A 22,407-nucleotide genomic window follows, 5' to 3' on the forward strand; every position below is an offset into this window, starting at 1 on the left:
CCCGCACAACGCGTCCTGCGACCACGATCGTGGTGCCGCGCCGCTGCGCTTTCTCAGCTGATGATGACGACGCGAGCCCAGGGTGGCGGGGTGTCCGGGGCGTAGTCGGGGTTTTCCTCGTCCACTGCGCTCGCTGGACGGGGGAAGAGACCGACGACGGTGCGGCAGGGTGGCTGTGCGGAGGGCCAGGGTGTCTGGCCGTCCGTCAAGGCGACGATCACGTCCGGGCGGGGCCGGGAGCGGAGTGCCCGGGCGAAACCGGAGCGCAGATCCGTGCCCCCGCCCCCGACCAGTTCGATGTTCTCGGCGCGGCAGAGCGGGACGGCGACCCCGGCCGCCGCGTCGCAGGAGATCACCGAGACCAGGTCGCGCCGCCCGCCCACCGCCCGCGAGATCGCCGCCACCTCCAGCAGCGCGCTGCCCAACTCGGCGTCGCTCACCGACCCTGAGGTGTCGATCACGACGCAGACCCGGGGTGGCATACGGCGCAGGCTCGGCAGCAGCACCCCGGGAACAGCGGCCGATCGGCGGGACGGACGCCGGTAGCTGTGGTCCTCGCCCGCTCCCGCCGCACCCGCCGCGGAGCGGACCGCCGCCCCCAGCAACTGCCGCCACGGCTGCGGTGGATGGAACGCCTCGTCCGCCCACCGGCGCCATCCCTCCGGAGCGTCGCCCGGCCGGCCCTTGATCCCCTCGGCGACCCGGAAGCGGACCGCGTCCCGCTGCTGCTTGTTCAGCCCGTGTGCCCCGTCGGGTCCCAGTTCCCACGGCCGGTCCTGCCCGTCGGCCCCACTGCCGCAGTCCAGCCAGGCCAGGTCCGCGGCGAGCCCGGACATCGACGCCCTCCGCAGGTACTCCTCCATCAGCAGCCCGTCGGGCAGCCGCAGCAGCGACGGCAGCACCGCCCCGGCAGGCCGGGGCAGACCGTCGCCGTAGATGTCGTCGTTGATCTCGAAGTCGGCGGCGATGTTCCGCCGCAGCCGCTCGCCCGGCCCGTACTCCTCGTGCTCCCGCGCATACCGCTCGCCCCGTCCGTGGTGGTCTCGGAGCAGGTGGGAGACCTCGTGCACCCAGACGCCCGCCAGTTCCTCCACCGGGGTGCGCGCCACGAAGCCGGGGGAGACGTAGCAGCGCCAGTGCGCGTCCACCGCCATCGTCGGCACCGACCGGTCCTCCACCACGTGCAGTGCGAAGAGCGCGCCGGCCAGGTAGGGACGGACCTTCACCGCGTGCAGCCGTGCGGCCAGCAACTTCTCCATGTCCAGAGGGAGTCCGGGCCGGCCGTACGGCCCGGACGGCCCGGACGAGCCGGCCGGCGGCCTCGGCACGGTGGCCCGCACCGGGCGCGGCGGCGCGGGCCGGGACATCGGGCGCGGCACTGGGCGCGGCCCCGGGCGCTTCGCGGCCCCCGTCATCGGCGCGCCCCCGTCGTACGCCTGGCGTCGGCCGCCGCCGCGGCCCGCCCCACCGACCGGTCCGCCAGCCGGGCGAGACCGATCACCCCGGCCAGCCGCTCCACCGCCTCCGGCACCTCCCAGTCGTCGCGCCGCAGCGCGGCCAGCGTCGTCGCCGGGGCGACCAGCAGGTCCGGGGCCCCGGTCTCCAGCGCCCGGACCAGCACCGCCCAGCCCGCCTCCCACCGCGCCCGCTGCGGCCGTGCCCCTACGGCGGCCACCACCGCCTCCAGCGCGGCCTGCCGCAGATCGCCCCGCGCAGGCAGTTCGGCGGCGGCCGGATCGCCCAGCAACGACTCCGGGTCCGGCAGTTCCATCCGGTCCAGATGGGCGAGGAGTTCGAGCCCTGGCCCGTCCCCCACCGCGCCCCTCACCAGCAGCGCCAGCACCTCCCGGGAGGCGGAGGCCGCCGTGCCGAAGGCCAGCAGAGTCAACGCGGCCTCCCAGCTCCGGGGCGAGGGCCAAGCACCGCCGCGCCGTGTCTCGGTGTTCGGCAGCCGGTGGATCAGCGTCGGCCGGGCTTCCAGGAAACCGCAGACTGCGCGCCGGGCGTAAGCCACCGCCTCCGGCAGCCGCTCCGGCAGCAGCGAGGGCAGCTCCGCCCGGGGCCAGATCCCGCCCAGCCCGCGCACCACCACATCCCGGTCATGCACCCAGTACAGATGCACGAACCGGTTCGCCAGCGGAGGGCTCAGCTCCCACCCGTCCGCCGCCGACGCGCGCGGATTGGCGGCGGCCACGATCCGTACTCCCGGCGGCAGTTGCAGTGCCCCGACCCTCCGCTCCAGGACGACCCGGAGCAGCGCGGCCTGGACGGCCGGGGTGGCGGTGGAGAGTTCGTCCAGGAAAAGCAACCCCCGCCCGGCCCGCACGAGTTCCACGGCCCACTGCGGCGGCGCCATCGGCACCCCCTGCACCGTGGGGTCGTCGCCGACGATGGGCAGCCCGGAGAAGTCGGTCGGCTCGTGGACGCTGGCGATCACGGTCGTCAGCGGCAGGTCGAGGGAGGCCGCGAGCTGTGTCAGGGCCGCGGTCTTGCCGATGCCCGGCTCGCCCCACAGCAGCACGGGCAGGTCGGCCGCGACAGCCAGGGTGAGGGCTTCGAGCTGCTCATCGGGGCGCGGCTCGGTGGTGGTCGTCCGCAGCAGGGCCAGGAGGTCCTCGGCGACGACGAGTCGGGTGCCGGTTGTGGATGCGGATGCGCCGGCGGGGGTGGGTGCGGGCAGGAGGGTACTGGAGTTCATGGGCATCACCTGGGGTGGGATAGGGGAACGGGACGGCCCGTCCGGAGGTGTTGGGGTCGTGCGGCGCGGAACGCGCAGTGCGAATGCGGGACGTAGGCGGGGCAGCCGGTCAGGCGGTCGCGCGGTAACCAGGGGCAGGTCAGGTCAGGGTCAGGCCGGTACGGGGCCGTGCCCGGCTGTTCCGCTTGTGGCGCATCGAGGCAGGCATGCGGCGGTCGAGCCGGGGCCGGTGGCCCGGCTCCGCATGCCCCGGGCCGGAGGCGTTACCGCCCCCGACCGCACCGGCAGCGGGGTGCACGGCGACCAGCCCCGAGCGGAAAAGTCCGTGGTCGATGCGGCGGGCCGCAGCCGACTCCAGCTCCTCCCGGAGCGGCCCGTCGCGCAGGACCGCACCGGGACCGAGCAGCCCCTCGACCACGTTCAGCGCCCCGGCGATGTCACCGTGGCCGATCCGCTCCCGGACCGCGGGCAGGGCCTCCGGATCGCGGTGCACCGCGTCGATCGCCCGCAGGCAGGGCAGCGCGGGGCCGCCGAGCGCCACCAGCAGTTCCTCCAGGCGCAGTTGTGCCGGGTCGTGATCGATCGCCGCCAGCACCCCGTCCCGCAGCGCGATCCGGTGGATCTCGCCCCGGCACTCCACCCGGTGCGGGTCGCCGGGCTGGGGGCCGGGGCCGGCCGCCGCCACCGAGTCAGCCACCGCCAACGCTGTGGCCACGAGCGGATGCAGCCGATCGGACGCGACCAGCCCGGCCCTCAGCAGCTCCAGATCCGGAAGGACCCGCGCCGCCGCCTCCGGCAGCACCGGAAGCGCCGCGACCTCCTGCGGCGGCAGCGTCTCCCGAAGCGGCCGGAACGTCGGGACATGGCTTTCGTCGGGGGCGACGAGTTCGAACACGGCGCGGCTCCGCGCACCGAGCCGCACGGTGAAGGACCCGTAAGGGCGCCCCTCGGCCCCCAACAGCAGCTCGGCCTCGGCGGCCCACCGTGCCGACGCCCACGAGCAGTCGTGGACGGCGGACCGATCGGGCAGGTCCGGCACGTCCGGCCGGGCGAGCGCGTAGGGCTGGTCGGACGGCGCCAGGAACGGCGCCCCGCCCGCACCGCACCGCCACGCCAGTTCGCCGCACCGCCCGGAGTCCCAGAGATGCCGGTGCAGGTCGAGCCGGAAACGCCGGTCGGGATGCGGGTGTGGATGGTGCCTCGGGGCGCCGATCCCGGACTCCTCCCACAGGGCCAGGGACATCCGCTGTCCGGCGTCCGCCCAGGCCGGCGGTGTCCGCACGACCAGCTGCAACGGCGTGGCGCCGCCACTGCGGTAACGACTCAGGGAGATGGTCAGGCCGGGCCGGAGCCGTCCGTCGGGAAAGATCCGGGGCATGTGCCAACGGAGCAGATCCGGCGCCAACCGACGCAGATCCGCACGAAGGCGGGTGACGAGTTCGGTGCCGTGGCGGTCGCGCACGGCGCGCAGATCGAGATCGGTGTCGACCCGGGCGGCGGCACAGGCCCCCGCCCAGTCACCGGCCGCACGCCGTGCGGTCGCGGTCTCGATCATGGACGGCGGCACGGCGTACTCGCGTACGCGCTGCCACATCAACAGGTGGGGCGGAATCGTGTTCACGAAGTGATGTGCCATCAGCACTCACCTTGCGCGAACGATTCCCCCGATCCGTACGAGGAGTTCTTCTTCATCCCCGGCATCATAAGCACCACGATGGAGAACTGTCAGTCCTATTCGACCGCCCATCACCCTTCCTCGACGCACGCCGCAACACCCGGAGTGGGCTGCGTGACACCGCCCTGTAAGCGCTTCGGCCGCTGAGCAGCGGCACGCGACCAGGTCTTGGGCTCAGGTTGCCGGACTCAGGTTCCGCTGCGCGTTTCGTGTGGATCACTTCGCCAGGTCGGGGTCGACGCCGGGGCACAGTTGCTGGACCTCGGAGTATGTCGGTGTCTTTCCCCGCACCGGTCGGTCCGCACGAATGTCCGTCGCCGCACTCACCGCGGCGCCGAGTGCGGTTCGGAAGAGCAACGAGCCGAGGCTCACCCTGCGTACGCCCAGGTTGCCGAGGTGCGCAACGGTGGGGCCGGAGGGGGAGTAGAGGATGTTCAACGGGACGTCGAGGGTCTTCACCAGGGCGGCGATCTGCGTCGGGTCGGACAGGCCTGGGACGAACACGCAGTCGGCGCCCGCCTGCTGGTATGCGTCGAGCCGACGGGAGGTCTCGGTCTGCGGGCCGTCCAGCCAGTGGGTGTCGGTACGGGCGTTGACGAAGAGATCGGGTGTTGCGGCCTTCACTGCCGCGATCTTGGCTGCGTGCAGGTCCACCGGTGTGAGGGTGCCGTCGGCCCGGCCGTCCTCCAGGTTGATGCCGGCTGCCCCGGCGGCGGCCAGTTCGCGGGCCAGTTCGGCCACAGCCGCCGGGTGGTCGCTGAACCCGCCTTCGGCGTCGACCGAGAGCAGGAACGGCCCGTTGCCGAGCCGCTTGGCCAGAAGGAGGGTCTCGTCCCGGGTCGCTGCCATGCCGTCGGGCAGGCCGGCCGCTGCGGCCGTGCCGAGACTCGTTGTGCCGATCGCCGCGAAACCCTGCTGGGCGAGGGCTGCCGCCGAGGCGTGGTCCCAGGCGTTGGGGAGCAGCAGCGGCGTATCGGCGTGGTGCAGTGCGGAGAAGACGGAGAAGTTGGTCATGGCGTCCTGCGTTCGGTGGGCGCAAGGAAGCCGATCGCGTCTGCGTAGTAGACGGAGCCTGCCAGGTGGAGCGCGAGCCTGCGGAAGCTCCATCCGGAGCCGGGGGACTGGTCGAGCTGCTCGGGCGTCAGGGCGTTGAGACGGTTCGACCAGATCCGGGCGAGTCGGCTGAGCCGGCTGTGCGCCTCGTCGAGGTCGGCCTGTGTGAACGGGGCGAGGTCGGCCGGCGTGGTGGTCTCCGATGCGTGCCAGTGGTCGGGCTGGGGTTCCGTTCCGGCGAGACGTGCCTCCATCTCGGCGAGGTGGTCGACCAGATGGTCGGCGACTCTGCGGATCGCCTTGTGCGGGGTGTAGATCCGGTCGTCGACGGGGGCGGGGCGCCCGTCCCAGGCTGTCCAGGTGTCCGCGAGGGTCAGGACGTGTTCCACCATGGCCTCGACGATCTCGCCCGGTGCTCTGTCCAGGATCCCGGCCGCGAGGGCCAGGGCGTGGTTCCTTCCGGGGCAGATTCGGGGTTCGCCGCCGAAGGTCGGGGTAGGTGGGCCGGACCGTTCGGGGTCGAAGGCACTGGGATCTTCGTAGACCTCCGGGTCCCGGTTTGCCGCCGCGATGTCCAGGGTCACCAGATCGCCTTCGGCGATGGCGACACCCGCGACGCGGGTGCCGCGGACGGCGATCCGGTACATCGCACGGACCGGGGGGTCGTACCGCAGCGTCTCGGCCAGCAGCGTCTCGGTGGAGTGCGCGACCGGGCAGTCGCCGGCCGCGCGCCGAGCGTGGTCGACCAGGCTGCCGGTCGCATCGCATGCCTGCACAAGCAGTCCGATGCGATTGGCGGCGACCTCCGGCTCGGCGGCGAGCATCCGGGGCAGGAGCCAGGCCACCGCCGCGTCGGCATCCGCGTCGGCATCCGCGCCGTCCCCGCCGAAGTACGTCCCCGCCACGACCGTGATCGCCGCCGCTACGGCGTCAGGATCCGAGAGCCCCAGGCTCTCGGCGAGAGTACGGACCACGATCACGCGAGCCTCACCAGCAGGGCCCGACGCTGCGGCCCGCCGTAGCGCCGACGGATCCAGGCGGGCCAGGTCGGCCTCCAGCAGCGCCCGGCGACGGGCGTGGATGTCGCCGGTACTGAACCGGGCCACGGTGTTGCGCAGCCAGGCCATGCTGCCGACGGGGCCGGACCGGGCAGGCGAGGGGACGAGGTGCGGGTCGGCGAGGGCGGTCCGGACATCGGCGTAGTGGGTGAACTCGTGCACGGAGCTGGTCATACGCCCACGCTAGGAGCGGGATGGTTCGGCCCTCACCGAACTGTGCCGAGAGCATGATGGGGGTATGTCGCTCGAACAGATCGCCGGGTTGCTCGCCGACCGGAGCCGGGCCGCATTCTGCATGGCCCTGCTCGACGGCCGGGCCTGGACGGCCGGTGAACTGGCCCGGCACGCAGGGATCTCGCCGTCCACCGCGAGTGAACACCTCTCCCTCCTGGTCGCCGGCGGCCTGCTGTCCGAGGAACGCCAGGGCCGGCATCGCTACGTCCGGTTGGCCGGCCCGGCAACGGCGGCCCTGATCGAGGATCTGGCCGCGTACTCCTCCTCGTACTCCTCGTCGCGCTCCGCACCCGGCCCGGCCCCGTCGAGCCTGCGCGAGTCGGGGCGGATGAGCGCCGAAGCGCGGGCGAGAACCTGCTACGACCATCTCGCCGGTCATCTGGGCGTGGCCGTGACCGACGCGATCCTGAGCCGGGGCCTTGTCGCGGACGACGCGGGGCTCGTCGTCACGAAGGCGGGCAGGGTCTGGCTACTCACTGAGCTGGATATCGACCTGCTCGCGCTGAAGGGATCCAGGCCGATGGTCCGCAGTTGCCTGGACTGGACGGAGCGCCGTACTCACCTGGCCGGCGCGGTCGGAGCGGCGCTGTGCAAGCGGGTCTTCGACCGGCACTGGGTGGAACGGATCGGCTCCGGCCGGGCGCTCAAGGTCACCCCGGAAGGCGGTCGGGCCTTCCAGGAACTGCTCGGAATCGATGTGCGCATGGGTCCCTGAGCCCCCTGCGCACCGCTCACCTCAACCCCTCGCCGGGCACAGGTCGCGGTACGTGGCGTCGGGGATGTAGGTGCGCCATTGGGCGGGGGACAGCGTGCTGCCCGTACGGGCGCAGATGTGGGTGGCCGCGTAGGAGGGGGTGACGGGGTAGCTCTGGAGGGGGGCGTGGGGGCTGGTGGCGTTCAGGGTGGTGCCGTCGGCGGTGAAGGCCAGGGAGGTGATGCCCTCGCCGGGGGTCGTGAGGCCGCTGCCGAGGGGCTGCTGACTGGCGGTGTCCCAGAGCTGGAGCGTGCCGGAGTCCCCGGCGACTGCGAGGGTGGCGCCGTCGGGGCTGAAGGCCAGGGCGCTGACCGCTTCCGGGGTGCCCTTGGCCAAGGGGAGGGGGAAGACGTTGGGCAGGACGCCGAGCCGGTGGTCGAGACTGCCGTCCCACAGCGCGACGCGCCCCGACGCGTCGCCGATCGCCATCCGGGAGCCGTCCGGGCTGAAGGCCACCGCGTCGATCTCCTCGCCCAGGCTCAGCGCCCGCGCCCTGCTGGTCCCGGAGGTCAGGTCGGCGAGACGGTCGCCGCCGACGAGCAGGCGGCCGTCCGGCCGGAGGGCCAGCGCCGTGGGGTTCACGTCGCCGAGCCCGGCGGTCCTGCGGCGGGTCGTGGTGTCCCATACCTCGCCGTACTGCCCCTCGGCCTGATCGCGGGCGGCCACCAGCATCCGCCCGCCGGGGCCGAGGACGATGTGCTCCACGGCCGCGGCGGGCGACGGCGCCAGGTCCAGCGTGGTCCGTACGCGACCGCGGGCGAGGTCCCAGAGAGTCAGAGCCTGCGCCGAGGCGGCCCGGCCCGGGGCGGAGACGCCGTACGCGAAGGCCGTGCCGTCCGGGCTGATGGCCATCAGCGGCAGGGCGTCCCCCGCCACCACGGGTCCGCCGCCGTCGGCCGGGGCGGGGAGCGGCGCGGCGGGCAGTGTGCGGAGCAGCCGGCCGTTGCCCGGGTCCAGCAGCCGGAAGGTGTAGCCGCCGCCGGACTGCTCGACGGTGGCGAGCGTACGGCCGTCCGAGCTCAGGAGCGCGTCGTTCAGCGGGCTGCCGCGCCATGCGGAGGTGACCGCCGACCCCAGGTCGAGGGCATGCACCGTGCCCCCTTCGAGGTATCGCAGCACCGGGCCGTCGGGATCCCAGGCGATACGGTCGTACATCCGCTGGCCGTTGAGGGACTGGCGGAAGACGGGGGAACGCGGCGCGGAGAGCCGCCAGACCGCGATCTCGGCGGCGCCGGTGGCGGCCAGGAAGTTTCCGTCCTTGCTGAAGGCGACGGAGCTGACGCCCGGATAGTCGATGTGGGCGATCTGCTGCCCCGTGGCGGTGTCCCACACGCGCAGACCCGTACTGGAGACGGAGGCGAGCCGGTGGCCGCCGGGGGCGAACTCCAGCCGTGAGTTGACGTGGGCGCACGTGTTCGCGCCGGCGCTCGCCCAGCCGCCTGCCAGGTCGCGATGCCGGGCGGTGTCCCGGACCCGGATCGGGCCGCTGACAGGGCAGACCGCCACCAGCCGGCCGTCCGCCGTGGTGGCCACGTTCGTCTCGCTGTTCGCCCGGGCCTGGAACAGCGATCGGCCGTCCGAGACAGCGCGCAGCCGCACCTGCGGCTGGTCGATCGCGCTGACCAGGTAGCTGTGCGGGTCGGCGCCGAAGGTGGCGAAGTACTGATCCGAGGGGACCGGCGCGGCTCCGGTCCAGTGACCCGAGGAGATGTCCCACAACCGCTCGCTCCCGTCGCTCCCGTCGCTGTCGAGCACGAGGATCCTGCCGTCCCGGCCGGCCGCCAGGGTCCCCGAGGTTCCCGCCGGGAGCCGCCCGGAGTCGATCGCCCGGTGGGTGACGGTGTTCCAGGTGTGCCATGTCCGGCCGCTGACGCTCAGCAGGACACGGCCGGAGTCGACGAGGAAACGGTCGGCGGCCTGGCCCCCCGGCGCGGGGTCGGTGAACGCGTCCTGCTCCGGCTGCGCCAGAGCGCCCAGCAGCGCCGCACGTGTCTCCGGCAGGGCCGCGATCCGCCAGGCGGCCAGGCTCAGCAGCATGGCGGTCCGGGGATCCGTGGTCCGCATGGTGGCGGCCACCTCGGCGACCCGCCGGGCGGCGGTGTCCTGGTCGTCCCGCACCTCGGTCCCGTGCTGCTGCCAGGCGACCAGGCCGATCACCAGCGCGACGGCGAGCAGCGCGGAGAGCGTCGCGGCCAGGCGCCGGGTGCGCCGCCTCGTACGTGCGACGGCGTGCCGCTCGGCGTCGCGGGCGTCGAGGGCCGCGGTCAGGAACGCGCGCTCGGTCGAGGTGAGGTGCTCGTGCCGGTCGCGCGGTGGGAAGAGCTCCGCCGCCCGGTCCAACCGAACACCCCGGTACAGGGCTCCCGGGTCGCGGCCCAGGTCCAGCCAGGCGCGGGCGTCCTCGTTCAGCCTGCGGTGCGCGACCAGCCTGACCCGGTCCTCGTCGATCCACCGGCCCAGCCGTGGCCAGCTGGTGATCAGCGCCTCGTGGGCGAGTTCCACGGTGTCGCCGTCGAGGGCGAGCAGCCGGGCGGCGGCCAGCCGCTCGACGATCACCGGGAGTTCGGGGTCGGACCACTCGTCCAGCTCCGCGCGGGTGACGGAGCGGCGGGTGTCGGGGGTGCCCTCGCCAGGGGCGATCAGCCGCAGCAGCAGCCGGCGCGCGGTGCCCTCCTGGGTGGGCGTCAACGTGCGGAACGCGCGTTCCGCGGTGGCGGCAATCGCACCGTGGACGCCACCCGCCGCCTCGTACGCGGCGAGCGTGAGGATGCGGCCGCGCCGGCGGCGCCAGGTCTCCAGCAGCGCGTGCGAGAGCATGGGGAGTGCGCCGGGCTGGTCGACGACCTCCTCGACGAGACGTGAGGTCAGGTCGCGTTCGACCACGAGACCGGCCGCGGTGGCCGGCCCCGTGACCGCCTCCCGCAGCTCCGCCGGGCTCATCGGCCCCACCAGAAGGCCGCAGTGCCGCAGCGCGTCGGTGAGTTCCGGGTGCTCGGCGCACTGCCCGTAGAAGTCGGCGCGCATCGCGATCACCGTGCGCAGCCGGGAGTCCGGGTCCTTGGCCGTGAGCAGCAGGTCGATGAAGCGGCTGCGCTCGTCGCGGTCCCGGCAGAGGGTGAAGACCTCCTCGAACTGGTCGACGATCAGCCAGCTGTCCCGTTCACTGTCCTTCGGCGCCAGCAGACGGCCGTACGTGGCCGCCGGGCGCTCCCCCGGGGTGAGGATCCGCAAGGCCGCCGGACGTCCCAGGCCCCGCGCGGCCTCCTGGACGGCCGGGATCAGCCCGGCGCGCAGCAGCGAGGACTTGCCACTGCCCGAGGCCCCGAACACGGCCGCGAACCGGTGCTCCCGCACCAGGTCCAGCAGCTCGGCCACCGGGCGGTCACGGCCGAAGAACAGCTCCCGGTCGCCCGGCTCGAAGCGTGCCAGCCCCCGGTACGGCGACTTCGTGTCGTCCTCGGCGGTGCACGCGGCATCGGCTGCCGCCGCTTGTGCCCCGGCGGCCTCCTCGGCGGCGGCCTTCCATCGCGGTTCCCACTCGTCCGGGTCCGCGTCGCAGGCCCGCGCGTAGGCCAGCGCCACCGCCGCCGACGGGAGCCGCTCTCCTGCCGCGGCGCGCGACAGAGTCGTCACCGATACGCCGGTGCGCCGGGACATCTCGCGGTACGAGGGGCTGCCGGCCTTCTGGCGCAGCAGACGCAGGTCGTGGGCGAACCCCTGGACCGGACCGGCTTCAGGATCCACCGGGCGCTCGGGACGACCCAATCGAAACTCCCCAGAAAGCAACAAAAGAGATGTTGCTTCCGCACTATGACGGAGCCGACCGGCCACGGACAACGCCCGGGCCGGTGACGTCGGTCACCGGCCCGGGCCTCATGCTTCACCACGCTTGGCGCGGTGGTGCTGTCACGCGTGCTCGTAGTAGGACAGGTGGTTCTTCCAGTTGGAGACGGTGTTGGGGATGTAGGTGCCGCCGGGCGGGGTGATCAGGAACTGGTCGTCCTTGTCGCTGGCCGCGTAGGTGAGCCCGTCGCAGGAGACCGCCCACCGCTGCTGATGGGTGGCGTCCTCGTCCAGGCACTTGCCGTTCGAGGACATGAGCTCGTCACCGTCGGCGAACCACCACTGTCGGGAGTCGTTGTAGTTGCAGGGAGTGAGGGCGACGTTGTAGCTGGTGTTGGTCAGGCAGTTGCCGCCCTGGCCGATCAGGTAGCCGACCGCGCCGTCGCTGTTGGTGTGCGGCGTCTCGGCGACGTCCCAGTTGTAGTACGGGCTGTTGTAGCTGCCGGAGTACAGGTCGTTGTGCACGTCGTAGCCGGAGGCGTGGGAGGGGATGCGGAACTGCACGCCGTCGGCGATCGGCTGGCCCCGCTTCTCGGCGATGACCGGCTCGATGGACCCGCCGCCGGTGTACGCCACGGGGAAGGCCCAGGTGGTGGCGTGCGTCAGGATGTAGTCCGCGGCGTTCTGGATGCTGCCGACCATGGTCGATCCCGCGCTGCCGATGCGTTTCCCGACGGTCTTGAGGACCTGGCCGAGATCCTTGAACGTGGCCCTGACCCCCTGGCCGACGTATTTCTCGTCCAGCTTGTCGAGGCCGGAGAAGGCCAGCATCGAGATCGTGGCGTCGAAGAAGGCGCCTCCGACGCTCTTCCAGTTGAGGTAGCCGTCAGTCAGGTACTGGAAGGCCAGGGCGCCGACGAATCCGCCGGTGAACGAGGCGAAGCGCACGCCCCACTTGCACCCGACCGGACCGGTGAGCGAGCAGATCAGCGTGGAGGCGAGGATGGTGACCACCGCGTCCACCGCGATCTCCACGGCCCGGGCGGACAGATAGGACCACCCGGCCGTCTGCACCTTGTGCAGCTTGCTCGTGCAGTCGGCGGCGGCCTCCTTCTTCTTGTTGGCCACCATCTTCGCCTGCTGGGTATCGAGCGTGTAGGAGGCGGCCTGGACGACCACCGGCCCCGTCGCCACGGAACGGGCCTGCTTGCCGTAGACGGTTTCGATCGCGTTCACCGAATCGTCACAGACCTGTACGGCCGAGATCCTGGGGGAGGCGGCCTTGAGGGCCGGTGCTCTGGCGTCCAGGATCGTGGCGGCCACGGCGGCGACCAGCACGGCGATGAGCAGCGTCCGTATCGGCACCCGTTGGAATGGGCGCCCACTGAACCAGGTCAGCACTGATGAGCTCCTTAGGCAGGATGTGGTTGGATCAGCGGCCGTCGCGGTGCGGGTGTCGCCGGCGCGCTCCAGCCCCTCCGTGATGCGCCCGGGGTCGGTCGTGTCGAAGTGCCCGTGCCGGTCGGGTGGGGCTGGGAGTACGACCGATCCTGCGGGCGCCGCAGTTGTTGCTCAAGCCCCTCGCCAGGCGGCGAACAACTCCGTGACCTGCTCGAACGCCTCGCGCGGGCGGGGAGCTCGGCGGCGTGACGGCCCTCTCGGAGGTCCAACGCTGGTGAGACGCCACGGTGGGTAGCCAGGGACGGTGACGGCTGCGTCGCTGCCGTCACCCACCGCCGGGAAACGGTCAATACCGCTCTGCGTGAGGCGCTGGAGATCAACGGCCGGTGCTGCGGCGTGAGCCGTCTCTGGTGAAGCGCGTCCTGCTGTCGCCACTGCCGGTCCCGGCCGCGCCCCCGCCTGTCGGTACGCCACAGCCACCAGCCACCAGCCACCAGCCACCAGCCACCAGCCACCAGCCACCAGCCCCCGAGCCCGAGACCACCGAGCCCGAGACCACCGAGCACGACAGCCCCCAGCACGTACGGCCAGATGGCCGACCAGAAGATCGTGATCACCACCAGCAGCAGCCCGCCCCCACCAATGCCATTGCCCTCCGCCGCCCGGTTCCAGGGCGCTGAAACCGTCGTGAAACCGCGCTGAATGCGCCCTGCCGCACTCTCCTCGGCATGACGACAACGACATCGCACTCACGAGCCATCGCGGCCAAGGGGCTGCGCAAGGCCTACGGGGACAAGACGGTCCTCGACGGCATCGACCTGGCGGTGCCGGCCGGCACGGTCTTCTCCCTGCTCGGACCGAACGGCGCCGGCAAGACCACCGCCGTCAAGATCCTCTCCACCCTCATCACCGCCGACGCCGGCGAACTGCACGTCGGCGGCCACGACCTGGCCACCGACCCGCAGGCCGTGCGGGCCGCGATCGGGGTCACCGGGCAGTTCTCCGCTGTCGACGGCCTGATCACCGGCGAGGAGAACATGCTCCTCATGGCGGACCTGCACCACCTCTCCCGCAGCGAGGGCCGCCGCACCGCCGCCGAGCTGCTGGAGCGCTTCGACCTGGTGGAGGCCGCGAAGAAGCCCGCCTCCACCTACTCCGGCGGCATGAAGCGCCGCCTCGACATCGCCATGACGCTGGTCGGCGACCCGCGGATCATCTTCCTCGACGAGCCGACCACCGGCCTCGACCCGCGCAGCCGCCACACCATGTGGGGGATCATCCGCGAGCTGGTCTCCGGCGGCGTCACCGTCTTCCTCACCACCCAGTACCTGGACGAGGCCGACGAGCTCGCCGACCGCATCGCCGTGCTCAACGACGGGAAGATCGCCGCAGAGGGCACCGCCGAGGAGCTGAAGCGGCTCGTCCCGGGCGGGCACGTCCGGCTCCGCTTCACCGACCCGGCCGCGTACCAGTCCGCCGCAGTCGCCCTGCGCGAGGTCACCAGGGACGACGAGGCACTGGCGCTGCAGATCCCCAGCGGCGGCAGCCAGCGCGAGCTGCGCGCCATCCTCGACTGGCTGGACTCGGCCGGCATCGAGGCGGACGAGCTGACCGTGCACACCCCCGACCTCGACGACGTGTTCTTCGCCCTGACCGGCGGCGGCAACATCCCCAACCAGCCCAGCCAGCCCAAGGAGACTGTCCGATGAGCGCCCTCTCCCTCGCCGTACGCGACTCGAACACGATGCTGCGCCGCAACCTGCTGCACGCGCGGCGCTACCCGTCCATGACCCTGAACCTGCTGCTCACGCCGATCATGCTGCTGCTGCTCTTCGTCTACATCTTCGGAGACGTGATGAGCGCGGGCATCGGCGGCGGCGGCGCCGACCGATCCGACTACATCGCCTATATCGTCCCGGGCATCCTGATGATGACCATCGGCGGCACCGTGATCGGGACCGCGGTGTCCGTCGCCACCGACATGAACGAGGGCATCATCGCCCGCTTCCGCACGCTGGCGATCCACCGCGGGTCCGTGCTCGTCGGGCACGTCGTCGGCAGCGTGCTGCAGTGCATCGCCAGTGTGGTCCTCGTCGGCGCCGTCGCCGTGGCCATCGGCTTCCGGTCCACCGACGCCACGGCCCTGGAGTGGCTGGCGGCGTTCGGGCTGCTCGCGTTGTTCTCCCTGGCGCTCACCTGGATCGCGGTCGGGATGGGAATGGCCAGCCCGAACGCCGAGGCGGCCGCCAACAGCGCTCAGCCGCTGATCCTCCTGCCGCTCATCTCGAGCGCCTTCATCCCGGCCGACACGATGCCGGGCTGGTTCCAGCCGATCGCCGAGTACCAGCCGTTCACACCGGCCATCGAGACCCTGCGCGGGCTGCTCCTCGGCACCGAGATCGGCAACAACTGGTGGATCGCGATCCTCTGGTGCGCGGGCCTGGCCGTGCTCGGCTACCGCTGGTCGACGGCAGCGTTCAACCGCGACCCGAAGTAACCGCCATGACAGCGCGGGCTGCCTCCCGCAACTCGTCCCGCTGCAGGGCGGCGTACTCCGACACCGCGTCGGCGTACGCCGCCCTGTCGGCGTCCTCGGCCGCCTGCCGGGCGCGGTCCGCCGACATCGTCGGCTGGAACTCGCGCAGCACCCCCAGCCGTTCGGCCAGCGCGATCATCCGTACGGCGGAGGCGTCGCCGGACGCGAGCCCCGCCATGCCGAGGGCGTGCAGCATCGTCCCGAACAAGGGGAGCTCGGAGGGCAAGCCGACCGGATCGGAGAGCAGCGTCCGCAGCCGCTGCCGCAGCCGGTCGACCACCTCCGAGACCAGCCCGAGTCGGCCGGCGTGCGCGTGCGCGGTCACCGCCACCGACTGGATCAGGAAGGCCCACGGGTCGAGCCGGGCGTCGCCGCCCTGCACCGAGCCGGCCGCGAGCATGCGCTCCACGGCGCCGCGCCACAGGCCGAGCCCGACCTCCGTCAGTCCGCGGGCGAGCGCGATCTCGGCGCGCCCGCCGAGATCGGGCCGGTAGAAGTCGTCCTGCTGCGGGGTGTTGTCGCTCTCCGCCTGCCGCAGCCAGTACTCGGCCTCGTCGGGGTCGCCGCGCTGCAGACAGGCGAGGACGAGGAGCGAGCGGATGCTGATGTAGTCGTGCCCGTCGCCGAGCCGCGGCAGCACCTGGAGTGACGCCTTGAGATGCTCGTACGCCTCCTCGCCCCGCCCCGTCCGCAAGCACAGCTCGCTCAGCCGGGAATGCACCATGAGCTGCACGGACGGATTGTCGACCGGCGCCAGTCCGGCGACCGTCCGGCGGGCCGAGACGAGCGCGCGGTCGATGTCGTGCTCGAACTCCCAGACGTAGCAGGCGACGCACTCGGCGATGCCGGAGAGCAGCGGCTGCCCGCTGTCGCAGAGCCCCCGCAGCACGTCGTAGTCGGGAGGCCGTATCTCGGGGACCGCGCTCAGCACGACCGCGGTGGCGCGCATCAGCGTGTCCGGCGGGGCCGGAGGCAGCCGCCGGAGGGTGATGAGCTGGCGTACGGCGCGCGGGCCGGGGCCCATGAACACGGTCGCCGTGCCCAACACCGCGGCGGTGCGGGCGACTTCGACGTATTCGGGCTCGGGACGGTAGTGCGACAGCGGCGGGCCGGTGTCCGCGGCGAGGGCGGCGAGGCGGGGAAAGCTGGTGCCGGTGGACCACAGACTGGCGAGGACGGCGGTGAGGGCGGCGGTGGCGGGGTTGTCCGTACGGGCCAGGGCCTGCCGCAGGGCCGGCACGAGGTTGTCCTGCTCGGCCTTGATCCGCTCCCAGGCGGCCTGCGAATCCGAGCCGAAGAGCGCGTCGTGGTACGCGACCCCGAAGTCCCGCGCCCAGGCGAGGAACCGGCCGACGGCCTCCTCGTCCTCGCCCGCCTCGGCCCGCCGGGCCGCGCTGAACTCCCGTACGGTCTCCAGCATCCGGAACCGTACGCCGGCCGGAGTGTCGGCAACGGTGAGCAGCGACTGACCGGCCAACTGCTCCAGCAGGAACAGCGCATCCTCGCCGAGGACCCGCTCCGCCGCCTCGCCCAGGAAGCCGCCGGGAAAGACGGACAGCGTGCGCAGCGCGGCCCTGGCATCCTCCGCGAGCAGGTTCCAGCTCCACTCCACGACCGCGTGCAGCGTGCGGTGGCGCTCCGGCGCGTCCCGCGCCCCGCCGCGCAGCAGCGCGAACCGGTCGCCGAGGCGGCGGGCGATCTCCGGCACCGACAGCACCCGTACCCGCGCCGCAGCCAGCTCCACGGCGAGCGGCAGCCCGTCGAGGTGGCGGCACAGCCCGTCCACCGCGTCCGGCGGCAGCTCCACGCCGGGCCGGGCGGCCCGGGCCCGCTGCGTGAACAGCTCGATGGAGGTGTCGAGACCGAGCTCCGGCAGCGCGTACACCGCCTCCGATGTCAGGCCCAGCGGTGCCCGGCTGGTGGCGAGCACCCGCAGGTCCTTCGAGGACGAGACCAGGGCCTGTACGAGGCCGGCTGCGCCCCGGATGACCTGCTCGCAGTTGTCCAGGACCAGCAGCGCGGGCCCGGAGCCGAGCACGCCGAGGATGCCGGACACCGGGTCGTGACCGCTGATCGCGACAGGCCGCCCCTCGCCCGCGCCGAGCGCGGAGGCCACCTCCGCGGCCACGTCCGCGTCCGCGGTGACGCCCGCGAGCGGCACGAAAAACACCACGCGCTGCTTCGCCCGGCGGCTGACGGCGTGCGCGAGCCGGGTCTTGCCAAGGCCGCCGGGGCCGACGACGGTGATGGCGCGGGAGGCGCGCAGCAGCCGCTCCACCGCCGCGATGTCCTCGTCCCGGCCGAGGAGTTGGTTCGGCTCGTGCGGCACGCCGTGCCTGGCCACCGGCGCCTCGCCGCGCAGCAGCTCCTGCTGTACGGCCTTGAGCCCGGCGCCCGGATCCGTGCCGAGCTCGTCGCGCAGCTCACGGCGGTACGCCTCGTACCGCATCAGTGCGGCGGACGGGCCCGCCGTCGCCGCCTCGCCGCGCAGCAGCTCGGCGAGCACCTCCTCGTCGCGCGGATGCTCCGCGGCGGCCACGGCCAGCGGCCCGGCCGCCTCCGCGTGCCGCCCGAGGCGGGCGAGCGCGAGCGCCTGCGCGCGTACGAGCGTGCCGCGGACAGGCGCGCGCTCGGTGCGCAACGCGGCTACGGGGGCGTCGGTGTCGCCGGCCCCGCCGGTCCCGTCAGGCGTGCCCTCCCACAGCGCGAGCCCGGCCTCGGCCGCAGCCAGCGACCCCGCGTGGTCCCCGGCCCTGGCCCGGTCCGCGCTGGCGGCTGCGCGCAGCAGCAGGGCGGAACTGTCGACCTGGTCCTCGGCGAGTGCGAGCCGGTATCCGGTCGGCGTGAGTACGAGGACGTCGGCGCCCAACTGCGCCCGCGCCCTGGACACGAGTACCTGCAGCGCCTTTCCCGGCTGCCCCGGCAACTCGTCCGGCCACAGCCCTGCCATCAGCCGCTCGATGCTGCAGCCCGTGCGCAAGTCGCCCGCGAGCAGCGCGAGGAGAGCGCGGAGCCGGGGCGCGGTGACCTCCTGTCCGCGATAGGCGACACGCGGCAGCAGGGTCAGGTCGATGGTCACCCGTGCAGATTAGCGAGCGGTCGCCGCCTGGCGTTCGGATGGAGCCGCTGCTGAAGGTCCGAAGCGGGCCGCAAGTACCTGACGATGGTGCTCAGTTGGCAGGTCAGGTCCCCACGAGGTCATTCCGGGTCGTCAACGTGCACGGATCCGGTACACAAGCACTCCGGAGGGCACGGCGACCGCCAGCAACCCGTCGCCGACCTGAGCGCTGCCGACCACTTCGTGGTGGACGGGGATGGTCAGGGCGCACTGCCCGGTGCCCGAGTCCCAGAGCCGCACGGTGCGGTCGGCTCCGCCGGAGGTGACCAGCAGCGTCCGGGCATCGACCGTCATCACGCCGATCCCGGTGATCCAGTAGCCGGTGTGGCCCCGCAGGACGCAGCGGGTCTCGCCGGTGAGGAGGTCGCGGATCCGTACCGTGCCGTTCTTCTCCGCACCGGCGACCAGCGGTCGGCCCTGGAGCATGAAAGCGAAGCTGCCGTCCTCGCCGTCCTCGCTGTCCTTGCCGTCCTTGCCGGACGCCGGCTGCCAGTCGGCGGAAGCGGGATCCCAGATCCGCAGCCCGTGCTCGCGGTGGCGACCGACCATCGCGGGCCGGCCGTCGATGACGACCCGGCCCAGCCAAGCGACCTCGGATCCGCACGGGGTCTCCTGTTCGAGCCGCCCAGTGCCCGGGTCCCATACCCGGACGCCGCTCTCGTCGCCTGCCGCCAGGAGGACTCTGTCGCCGTGGGTGAACGGGCAGAGCACCGTAGGACCCTCCTCCCAGCGTCGTTCCAGGCGGCGCACCTGGCGGCCGGTTGCCGGATCCCAGATTCGGATGCTCCCGGCGTCGTATGAACTGAATGCCCCGGCCAGCAGCGTCCTGCCGTCCACGGTGATTTCGGCGATGTCGGCGATGCCGAACAGGGAGCCCCGAATCCTGTGGACCTGGTCGCCGGTGGCCGGATCCCAGATCCGCGCAGAGTTCTGAGCGACGCTGATGAGCCGGTCGCCGACGGGCCAGACGCCGTAGACCTCGTCCTTGTGGCCACCACGGCGTGCCGGGGTTTCGCTGCCCTGCGGATCCCACACGCGCACGGTACGGCCGGTACCGTCGGCGCTGGCCAGCAAAGTGCGGCCTGCGATCTCGAACGCGCACAGGGCTTCGATCGGGCTCTTCTCGCCGTGCAGCCGGTTGACCTGCTGACCGGTCGCCGGATCCCAGAGCCAGATCGTGTCCTGGTATCTCACGGAGACCGCTACCACCGGCCTGCCGTCGAGGCTCAGCGAACAGATGGACTCGACCCAGCTGGAGGGCACGACGAACGACTGGAGCAGGGTGCCGGTGACCGGGTCCCAGACCCGCACGGTCTTCTGCCCTACCCCGACCAGGACCTGGCGCCCGTCCAGATCGAGGGGATGCACACCGCTCACCCGGTCCAGGGCCCGCTCGACGAGCGGCTCGAACTCGATCGTCCGCTCCAGTTCACCGGTGGCCGGGTTCCACAGCCGGATCCGACCGCCATCCATCTCCTTGTCGTACCCCGCGCCGGCCACCAGCACCCGGTCCCCGGCGGTGACCGAGCAGACTCCCGAAGTAGTGAGGGCATCGGGTTGCCGTTGCCAGCACCGTTCGCCTGTGGCCAGGTCCCATACACCCACCTCGGCCCTTCCGCTTCGCGCGGCCACCAGCGTCCGGCCGTCGGCCCGGACGGCGCTCATCATGGTGTCGGCCCCGCGGAAGACCTGCCGGACCTGCCCGGTTGCCGGATCCCAGAGTGCTACGCCGCCATCGGTCGCGCTGGCGACCATGGCCTGACCGTCGACATCGACGAGCGATGCGCCGCGGTAACCGGTCAGGACCCGCAGCTGCCGGCCTGTGGCCGGATCCCAGATCCGCACGGTTCTGTCGACGCCGGCGCTGATCAGGACACCGGCGACGAAGAGAACCGCGAACACCTCGCCGGCGTGCCCGTGCAGAGTTCGCAACTGCTGTCCGGCGGCGGGGTCCCAGATCCGTACGGTTGCGTCGCTGCCGGCGCTGGCCAGGAATGTCTGGTCTGCTGTCTCGATCGAACACACGCCCTGTACCCGATCGGTGTGCCCCTCCAGGATCGCCAATTCGGTACGCGGTATGACCGAGGTCCACGCCGTCTCGAAGAGCATCGGGTCACGTTAGCAAGCGAGCCTGCCCCAATGATGCCGAGCACAGCGGATCAAATAATGCGATCTTTTGTATAATTTCAATCACTAATGTTCGAAATGTTGCAAATATGGGCAAACTCGAACAATGAAGATAATTATCACGCAGTGGCAACTAAACTGCGTGTCTCGCTAGGTGGATCATGCGGTCGATCGCGGTGGCCCCATATGACCCGCTCAGCGGTCACCACCCCTTCGATGGGCGTCGAAGGGCACCTCGTTCCACTGCGGGGGAATCGTGTCGCTACAGCAGCAGATCAGCAGCTATTCCGAGCAGTTCGAACCGGCCTTCGCACGGCTTAATCTGCCGGCCCACAACAACAAAGTGCGCCATGCCCCTCTCGACATCGCATTTCATCGCACTGCGAGAGCGGCAACCGTTACCGCAATGGATGACGAGACACTGATATGGCGCTGCGGGGTCGTCGCCATGGCCGTGGGTGTCATGAATTCCGATGGGCAGCCTCCCGCGGTCGGCGGAGACGGATCCTACGAACCAGTGACCATCGCTCATGGCGCCGGAGAACTGGTACTAACGGATCGGCGCCTCCTACTGCTCCTCTCGCGAGCCGATTCGATACTCGGCAACGTCAACGCCGCCAGGGGAACAGTGCTCGTGGCCACTATGCCGTTCACTCATGTGGAGAGCGTCAGCGTGGCGCGCAAGACCGGATTCACCGGAAAACAGAAAGACACGCATGCAAGCGTGGAATGTGTTTCCCACGTAGCGGCGCTGGTGTTCACTGACGTCCTGATCAAAACTGGCGAAGAGCCACAGATCCCCTCGACCGGAACCCCTTTTCAAAGTCTGGCCGATTCTGTTGTGACCGCTGCGGCGCGGGGCCGACTCGGTAACTCACCGGGCCCGGAGGAACGCGAACTCATCGAACGTGCCCTGAATGGTGAACGCACCACTGTCGACAACGAACTCGTGGCTCGACTCTCCCTGTAGGCAGGAATTTCGCCCGATTCGAGAGCAACAGACCTGCCCAGAGAGGATCCAGCCACCATGACCGAACCCGTCTCCACCACGCTTCTGGTAGCAATCGCAGCGGGAGTTGTCCGTGCCATGGCATCAGACGCATGGTCCACGACTCGGCATCGGATCGCCCGGATTCTCGGTCGAGGGGACGAATCACAGGAAAGGCGTCTCCTCGCACAACTCGACGACCATCGCAGTCGCATCATGGCCCTGCCGATCTCTCAACGCGAGTTTGCCGTACGTGAAATCCAAGCTCACTGGAACGGGGTTCTCAGCGCGCTCTCCAGTGCCCCCGACGCCGAGGCCACGCTCCTACGTCTCCAGAGCGCTCTTCCGGCTGCACCTGTCAGAACGAGCGCCGGCGAAGACTACAGAGCGCAGGCCGATCACGGCGGCATGGTCAGCCAAGGCAACCAGAACTCTCACCAGGTGGGCGGGCAAGGCAACACCGTGGCGGGTCGCGACATCAGCGACAGTCATGACAGTCGCAAGACCAAGGTCTCGTTCGGGGGCGTCGTCGTGGCGCTCATAGCGATCGTCGCGCTCATCTGGGGTGGCGCAAAAGTCGTCAACCAGATCACCTCGGATGACGGCAATGCGCCCGGCAACCTGACCGCCACCTCCACCTGCCGTCAATGGCTTCTTGCCGATCCCACGACGCAGAGGCAGTCCGCGATCGACATCGCCCTGCAGGCCGGCAACACGGAGGCTGCCCGGGACGTGTTCATCATGGAGAACACGCAATACACATGCGGCAACAGCCCGGATGCCACGCTGGGTAATGTCTTCAAACTGAGGCAGTAGGCGCGGTGGCGTACTCATGCGGCGACCGTCGATGTCGGCCTCGCCCAGGCCGGACGCTACGACACCACGCACACTCGACTGCGGCAAGCAGGTCAAGTGCGGGTCGACCGAGAAGAAGACCAAGAAGCGCTAGCCGCACGATGTGGCGCGGTTCTCCGACGAGGAG

The 22,407-nt window shown here is 71.5% G+C and carries 14 protein-coding genes; 5 read left to right on the plus strand and 9 right to left on the minus strand.

Going from position 1 to position 22,407, the window contains the following annotated elements:
• Nucleotides 1-53: 53 nt before the first annotated feature.
• The 5 genes from OG607_RS23310 to OG607_RS23330 form a co-directional block, all read right to left on the minus strand.
• Complete coding sequence (locus tag OG607_RS23310; RefSeq protein WP_405726665.1) at nt 54-1,259, minus strand: DUF2201 family putative metallopeptidase; 1,206 nt, start codon at nt 1,257-1,259, stop codon at nt 54-56.
• Between the two features lie 152 nt (nt 1,260-1,411).
• Nucleotides 1,412-2,698 (minus strand): AAA family ATPase, encoded by a 1,287-nt coding sequence (locus OG607_RS23315; protein WP_405726668.1) that lies wholly within the window; start codon nt 2,696-2,698, stop codon nt 1,412-1,414.
• A gap of 139 nt (nt 2,699-2,837) precedes the next feature.
• Nucleotides 2,838-4,334 (minus strand): hypothetical protein, encoded by a 1,497-nt coding sequence (locus tag OG607_RS23320; RefSeq protein ID WP_405726671.1) that lies wholly within the window; start codon nt 4,332-4,334, stop codon nt 2,838-2,840.
• A gap of 255 nt (nt 4,335-4,589) precedes the next feature.
• Nucleotides 4,590-5,387, minus strand: a complete 798-nt coding sequence (locus OG607_RS23325; RefSeq protein ID WP_405726674.1) for an isocitrate lyase/phosphoenolpyruvate mutase family protein — start codon at nt 5,385-5,387, stop codon at nt 4,590-4,592.
• The gene (locus OG607_RS23330) at nt 5,384-6,658 is read right to left on the minus strand and encodes a cytochrome P450 (protein WP_405726677.1); all 1,275 of its coding nucleotides are present in this window, start codon (nt 6,656-6,658) and stop codon (nt 5,384-5,386) included. The genes OG607_RS23325 and OG607_RS23330 overlap by 4 nt, the downstream gene beginning before the upstream one ends.
• 64 nt (nt 6,659-6,722) lie before the next feature.
• Between OG607_RS23330 and OG607_RS23335 the strand changes: the two genes are divergently transcribed.
• Nucleotides 6,723-7,433 (plus strand): ArsR/SmtB family transcription factor, encoded by a 711-nt coding sequence (locus tag OG607_RS23335; RefSeq protein WP_405726680.1) that lies wholly within the window; start codon nt 6,723-6,725, stop codon nt 7,431-7,433.
• A gap of 21 nt (nt 7,434-7,454) precedes the next feature.
• On the opposite strand, the gene OG607_RS23340 is transcribed toward OG607_RS23335, so the two are convergent.
• Entirely contained in the window at nt 7,455-11,216 is a 3,762-nt protein-coding gene (locus OG607_RS23340; RefSeq protein WP_405726683.1) for a helix-turn-helix domain-containing protein, read from the minus strand.
• Between the two features lie 162 nt (nt 11,217-11,378).
• On the minus strand, nt 11,379-12,620 hold the full coding sequence (locus OG607_RS23345) for a hypothetical protein (RefSeq protein ID WP_405726686.1): 1,242 nt from the start codon (nt 12,618-12,620) through the stop codon (nt 11,379-11,381).
• A 764-nt stretch (nt 12,621-13,384) separates the two neighbouring features.
• Here OG607_RS23345 and OG607_RS23350 point away from each other — a divergent pair.
• Complete coding sequence (locus OG607_RS23350) at nt 13,385-14,365, plus strand: ATP-binding cassette domain-containing protein (protein WP_405726689.1); 981 nt, start codon at nt 13,385-13,387, stop codon at nt 14,363-14,365.
• Nucleotides 14,362-15,153: an ABC transporter permease gene (locus OG607_RS23355; protein WP_405726692.1), complete on the plus strand. Its 792-nt coding sequence runs from the start codon at nt 14,362-14,364 to the stop codon at nt 15,151-15,153. The genes OG607_RS23350 and OG607_RS23355 overlap by 4 nt, the downstream gene beginning before the upstream one ends.
• On the opposite strand, the gene OG607_RS23360 is transcribed toward OG607_RS23355, so the two are convergent.
• Together OG607_RS23360 and OG607_RS23365 are read right to left on the minus strand one after the other, a co-directional pair.
• Nucleotides 15,134-18,271 carry an ATP-binding protein gene (locus OG607_RS23360; protein WP_405726695.1) on the minus strand — a complete coding sequence of 1,046 codons (3,138 nt, stop codon included), beginning with the start codon at nt 18,269-18,271 and terminating at the stop codon, nt 15,134-15,136. The genes OG607_RS23355 and OG607_RS23360 overlap by 20 nt on opposite strands.
• Before the next feature lie 132 nt (nt 18,272-18,403).
• A complete protein-coding gene (locus OG607_RS23365) occupies nt 18,404-20,419 on the minus strand; it encodes a WD40 repeat domain-containing protein (protein WP_405726698.1) in 2,016 nt (671 codons plus the stop codon).
• A gap of 274 nt (nt 20,420-20,693) precedes the next feature.
• On the opposite strand from OG607_RS23365, the gene OG607_RS23370 reads away from it, so the two are divergent.
• Together OG607_RS23370 and OG607_RS23375 are read left to right on the plus strand one after the other, a co-directional pair.
• Nucleotides 20,694-21,407 (plus strand): hypothetical protein, encoded by a 714-nt coding sequence (locus OG607_RS23370; RefSeq protein WP_405726701.1) that lies wholly within the window; start codon nt 20,694-20,696, stop codon nt 21,405-21,407.
• A 57-nt stretch (nt 21,408-21,464) separates the two neighbouring features.
• Nucleotides 21,465-22,241 (plus strand): hypothetical protein, encoded by a 777-nt coding sequence (locus tag OG607_RS23375; protein ID WP_405726703.1) that lies wholly within the window; start codon nt 21,465-21,467, stop codon nt 22,239-22,241.
• Nucleotides 22,242-22,407 lie beyond the last annotated feature (166 nt).

The sequence above is a fragment of the Streptomyces sp. NBC_01537 genome (assembly GCF_045040445.1).
In the GTDB taxonomy this organism is placed as follows: Bacteria; Actinomycetota; Actinomycetes; order Streptomycetales; family Streptomycetaceae; genus Actinacidiphila.

Coding starts and splice junctions, on each gene's coding strand:
- OG607_RS23330 (WP_405726677.1), bottom strand. CDS start 6,658: ATGACCAGCTCCGTGCACGAGTTCACCCACTACGCCGATGTCCGGACC.
- OG607_RS23365 (WP_405726698.1), bottom strand. CDS start 20,419: ATGCTCTTCGAGACGGCGTGGACCTCGGTCATACCGCGTACCGAATTG.
- OG607_RS23325 (WP_405726674.1), bottom strand. CDS start 5,387: ATGACCAACTTCTCCGTCTTCTCCGCACTGCACCACGCCGATACGCCG.
- OG607_RS23375 (WP_405726703.1), top strand. CDS start 21,465: ATGACCGAACCCGTCTCCACCACGCTTCTGGTAGCAATCGCAGCGGGA.
- OG607_RS23320 (WP_405726671.1), bottom strand. CDS start 4,334: ATGGCACATCACTTCGTGAACACGATTCCGCCCCACCTGTTGATGTGG.
- OG607_RS23335 (WP_405726680.1), top strand. CDS start 6,723: ATGTCGCTCGAACAGATCGCCGGGTTGCTCGCCGACCGGAGCCGGGCC.
- OG607_RS23355 (WP_405726692.1), top strand. CDS start 14,362: ATGAGCGCCCTCTCCCTCGCCGTACGCGACTCGAACACGATGCTGCGC.
- OG607_RS23310 (WP_405726665.1), bottom strand. CDS start 1,259: ATGGAGAAGTTGCTGGCCGCACGGCTGCACGCGGTGAAGGTCCGTCCC.
- OG607_RS23315 (WP_405726668.1), bottom strand. CDS start 2,698: ATGAACTCCAGTACCCTCCTGCCCGCACCCACCCCCGCCGGCGCATCC.
- OG607_RS23350 (WP_405726689.1), top strand. CDS start 13,385: ATGACGACAACGACATCGCACTCACGAGCCATCGCGGCCAAGGGGCTG.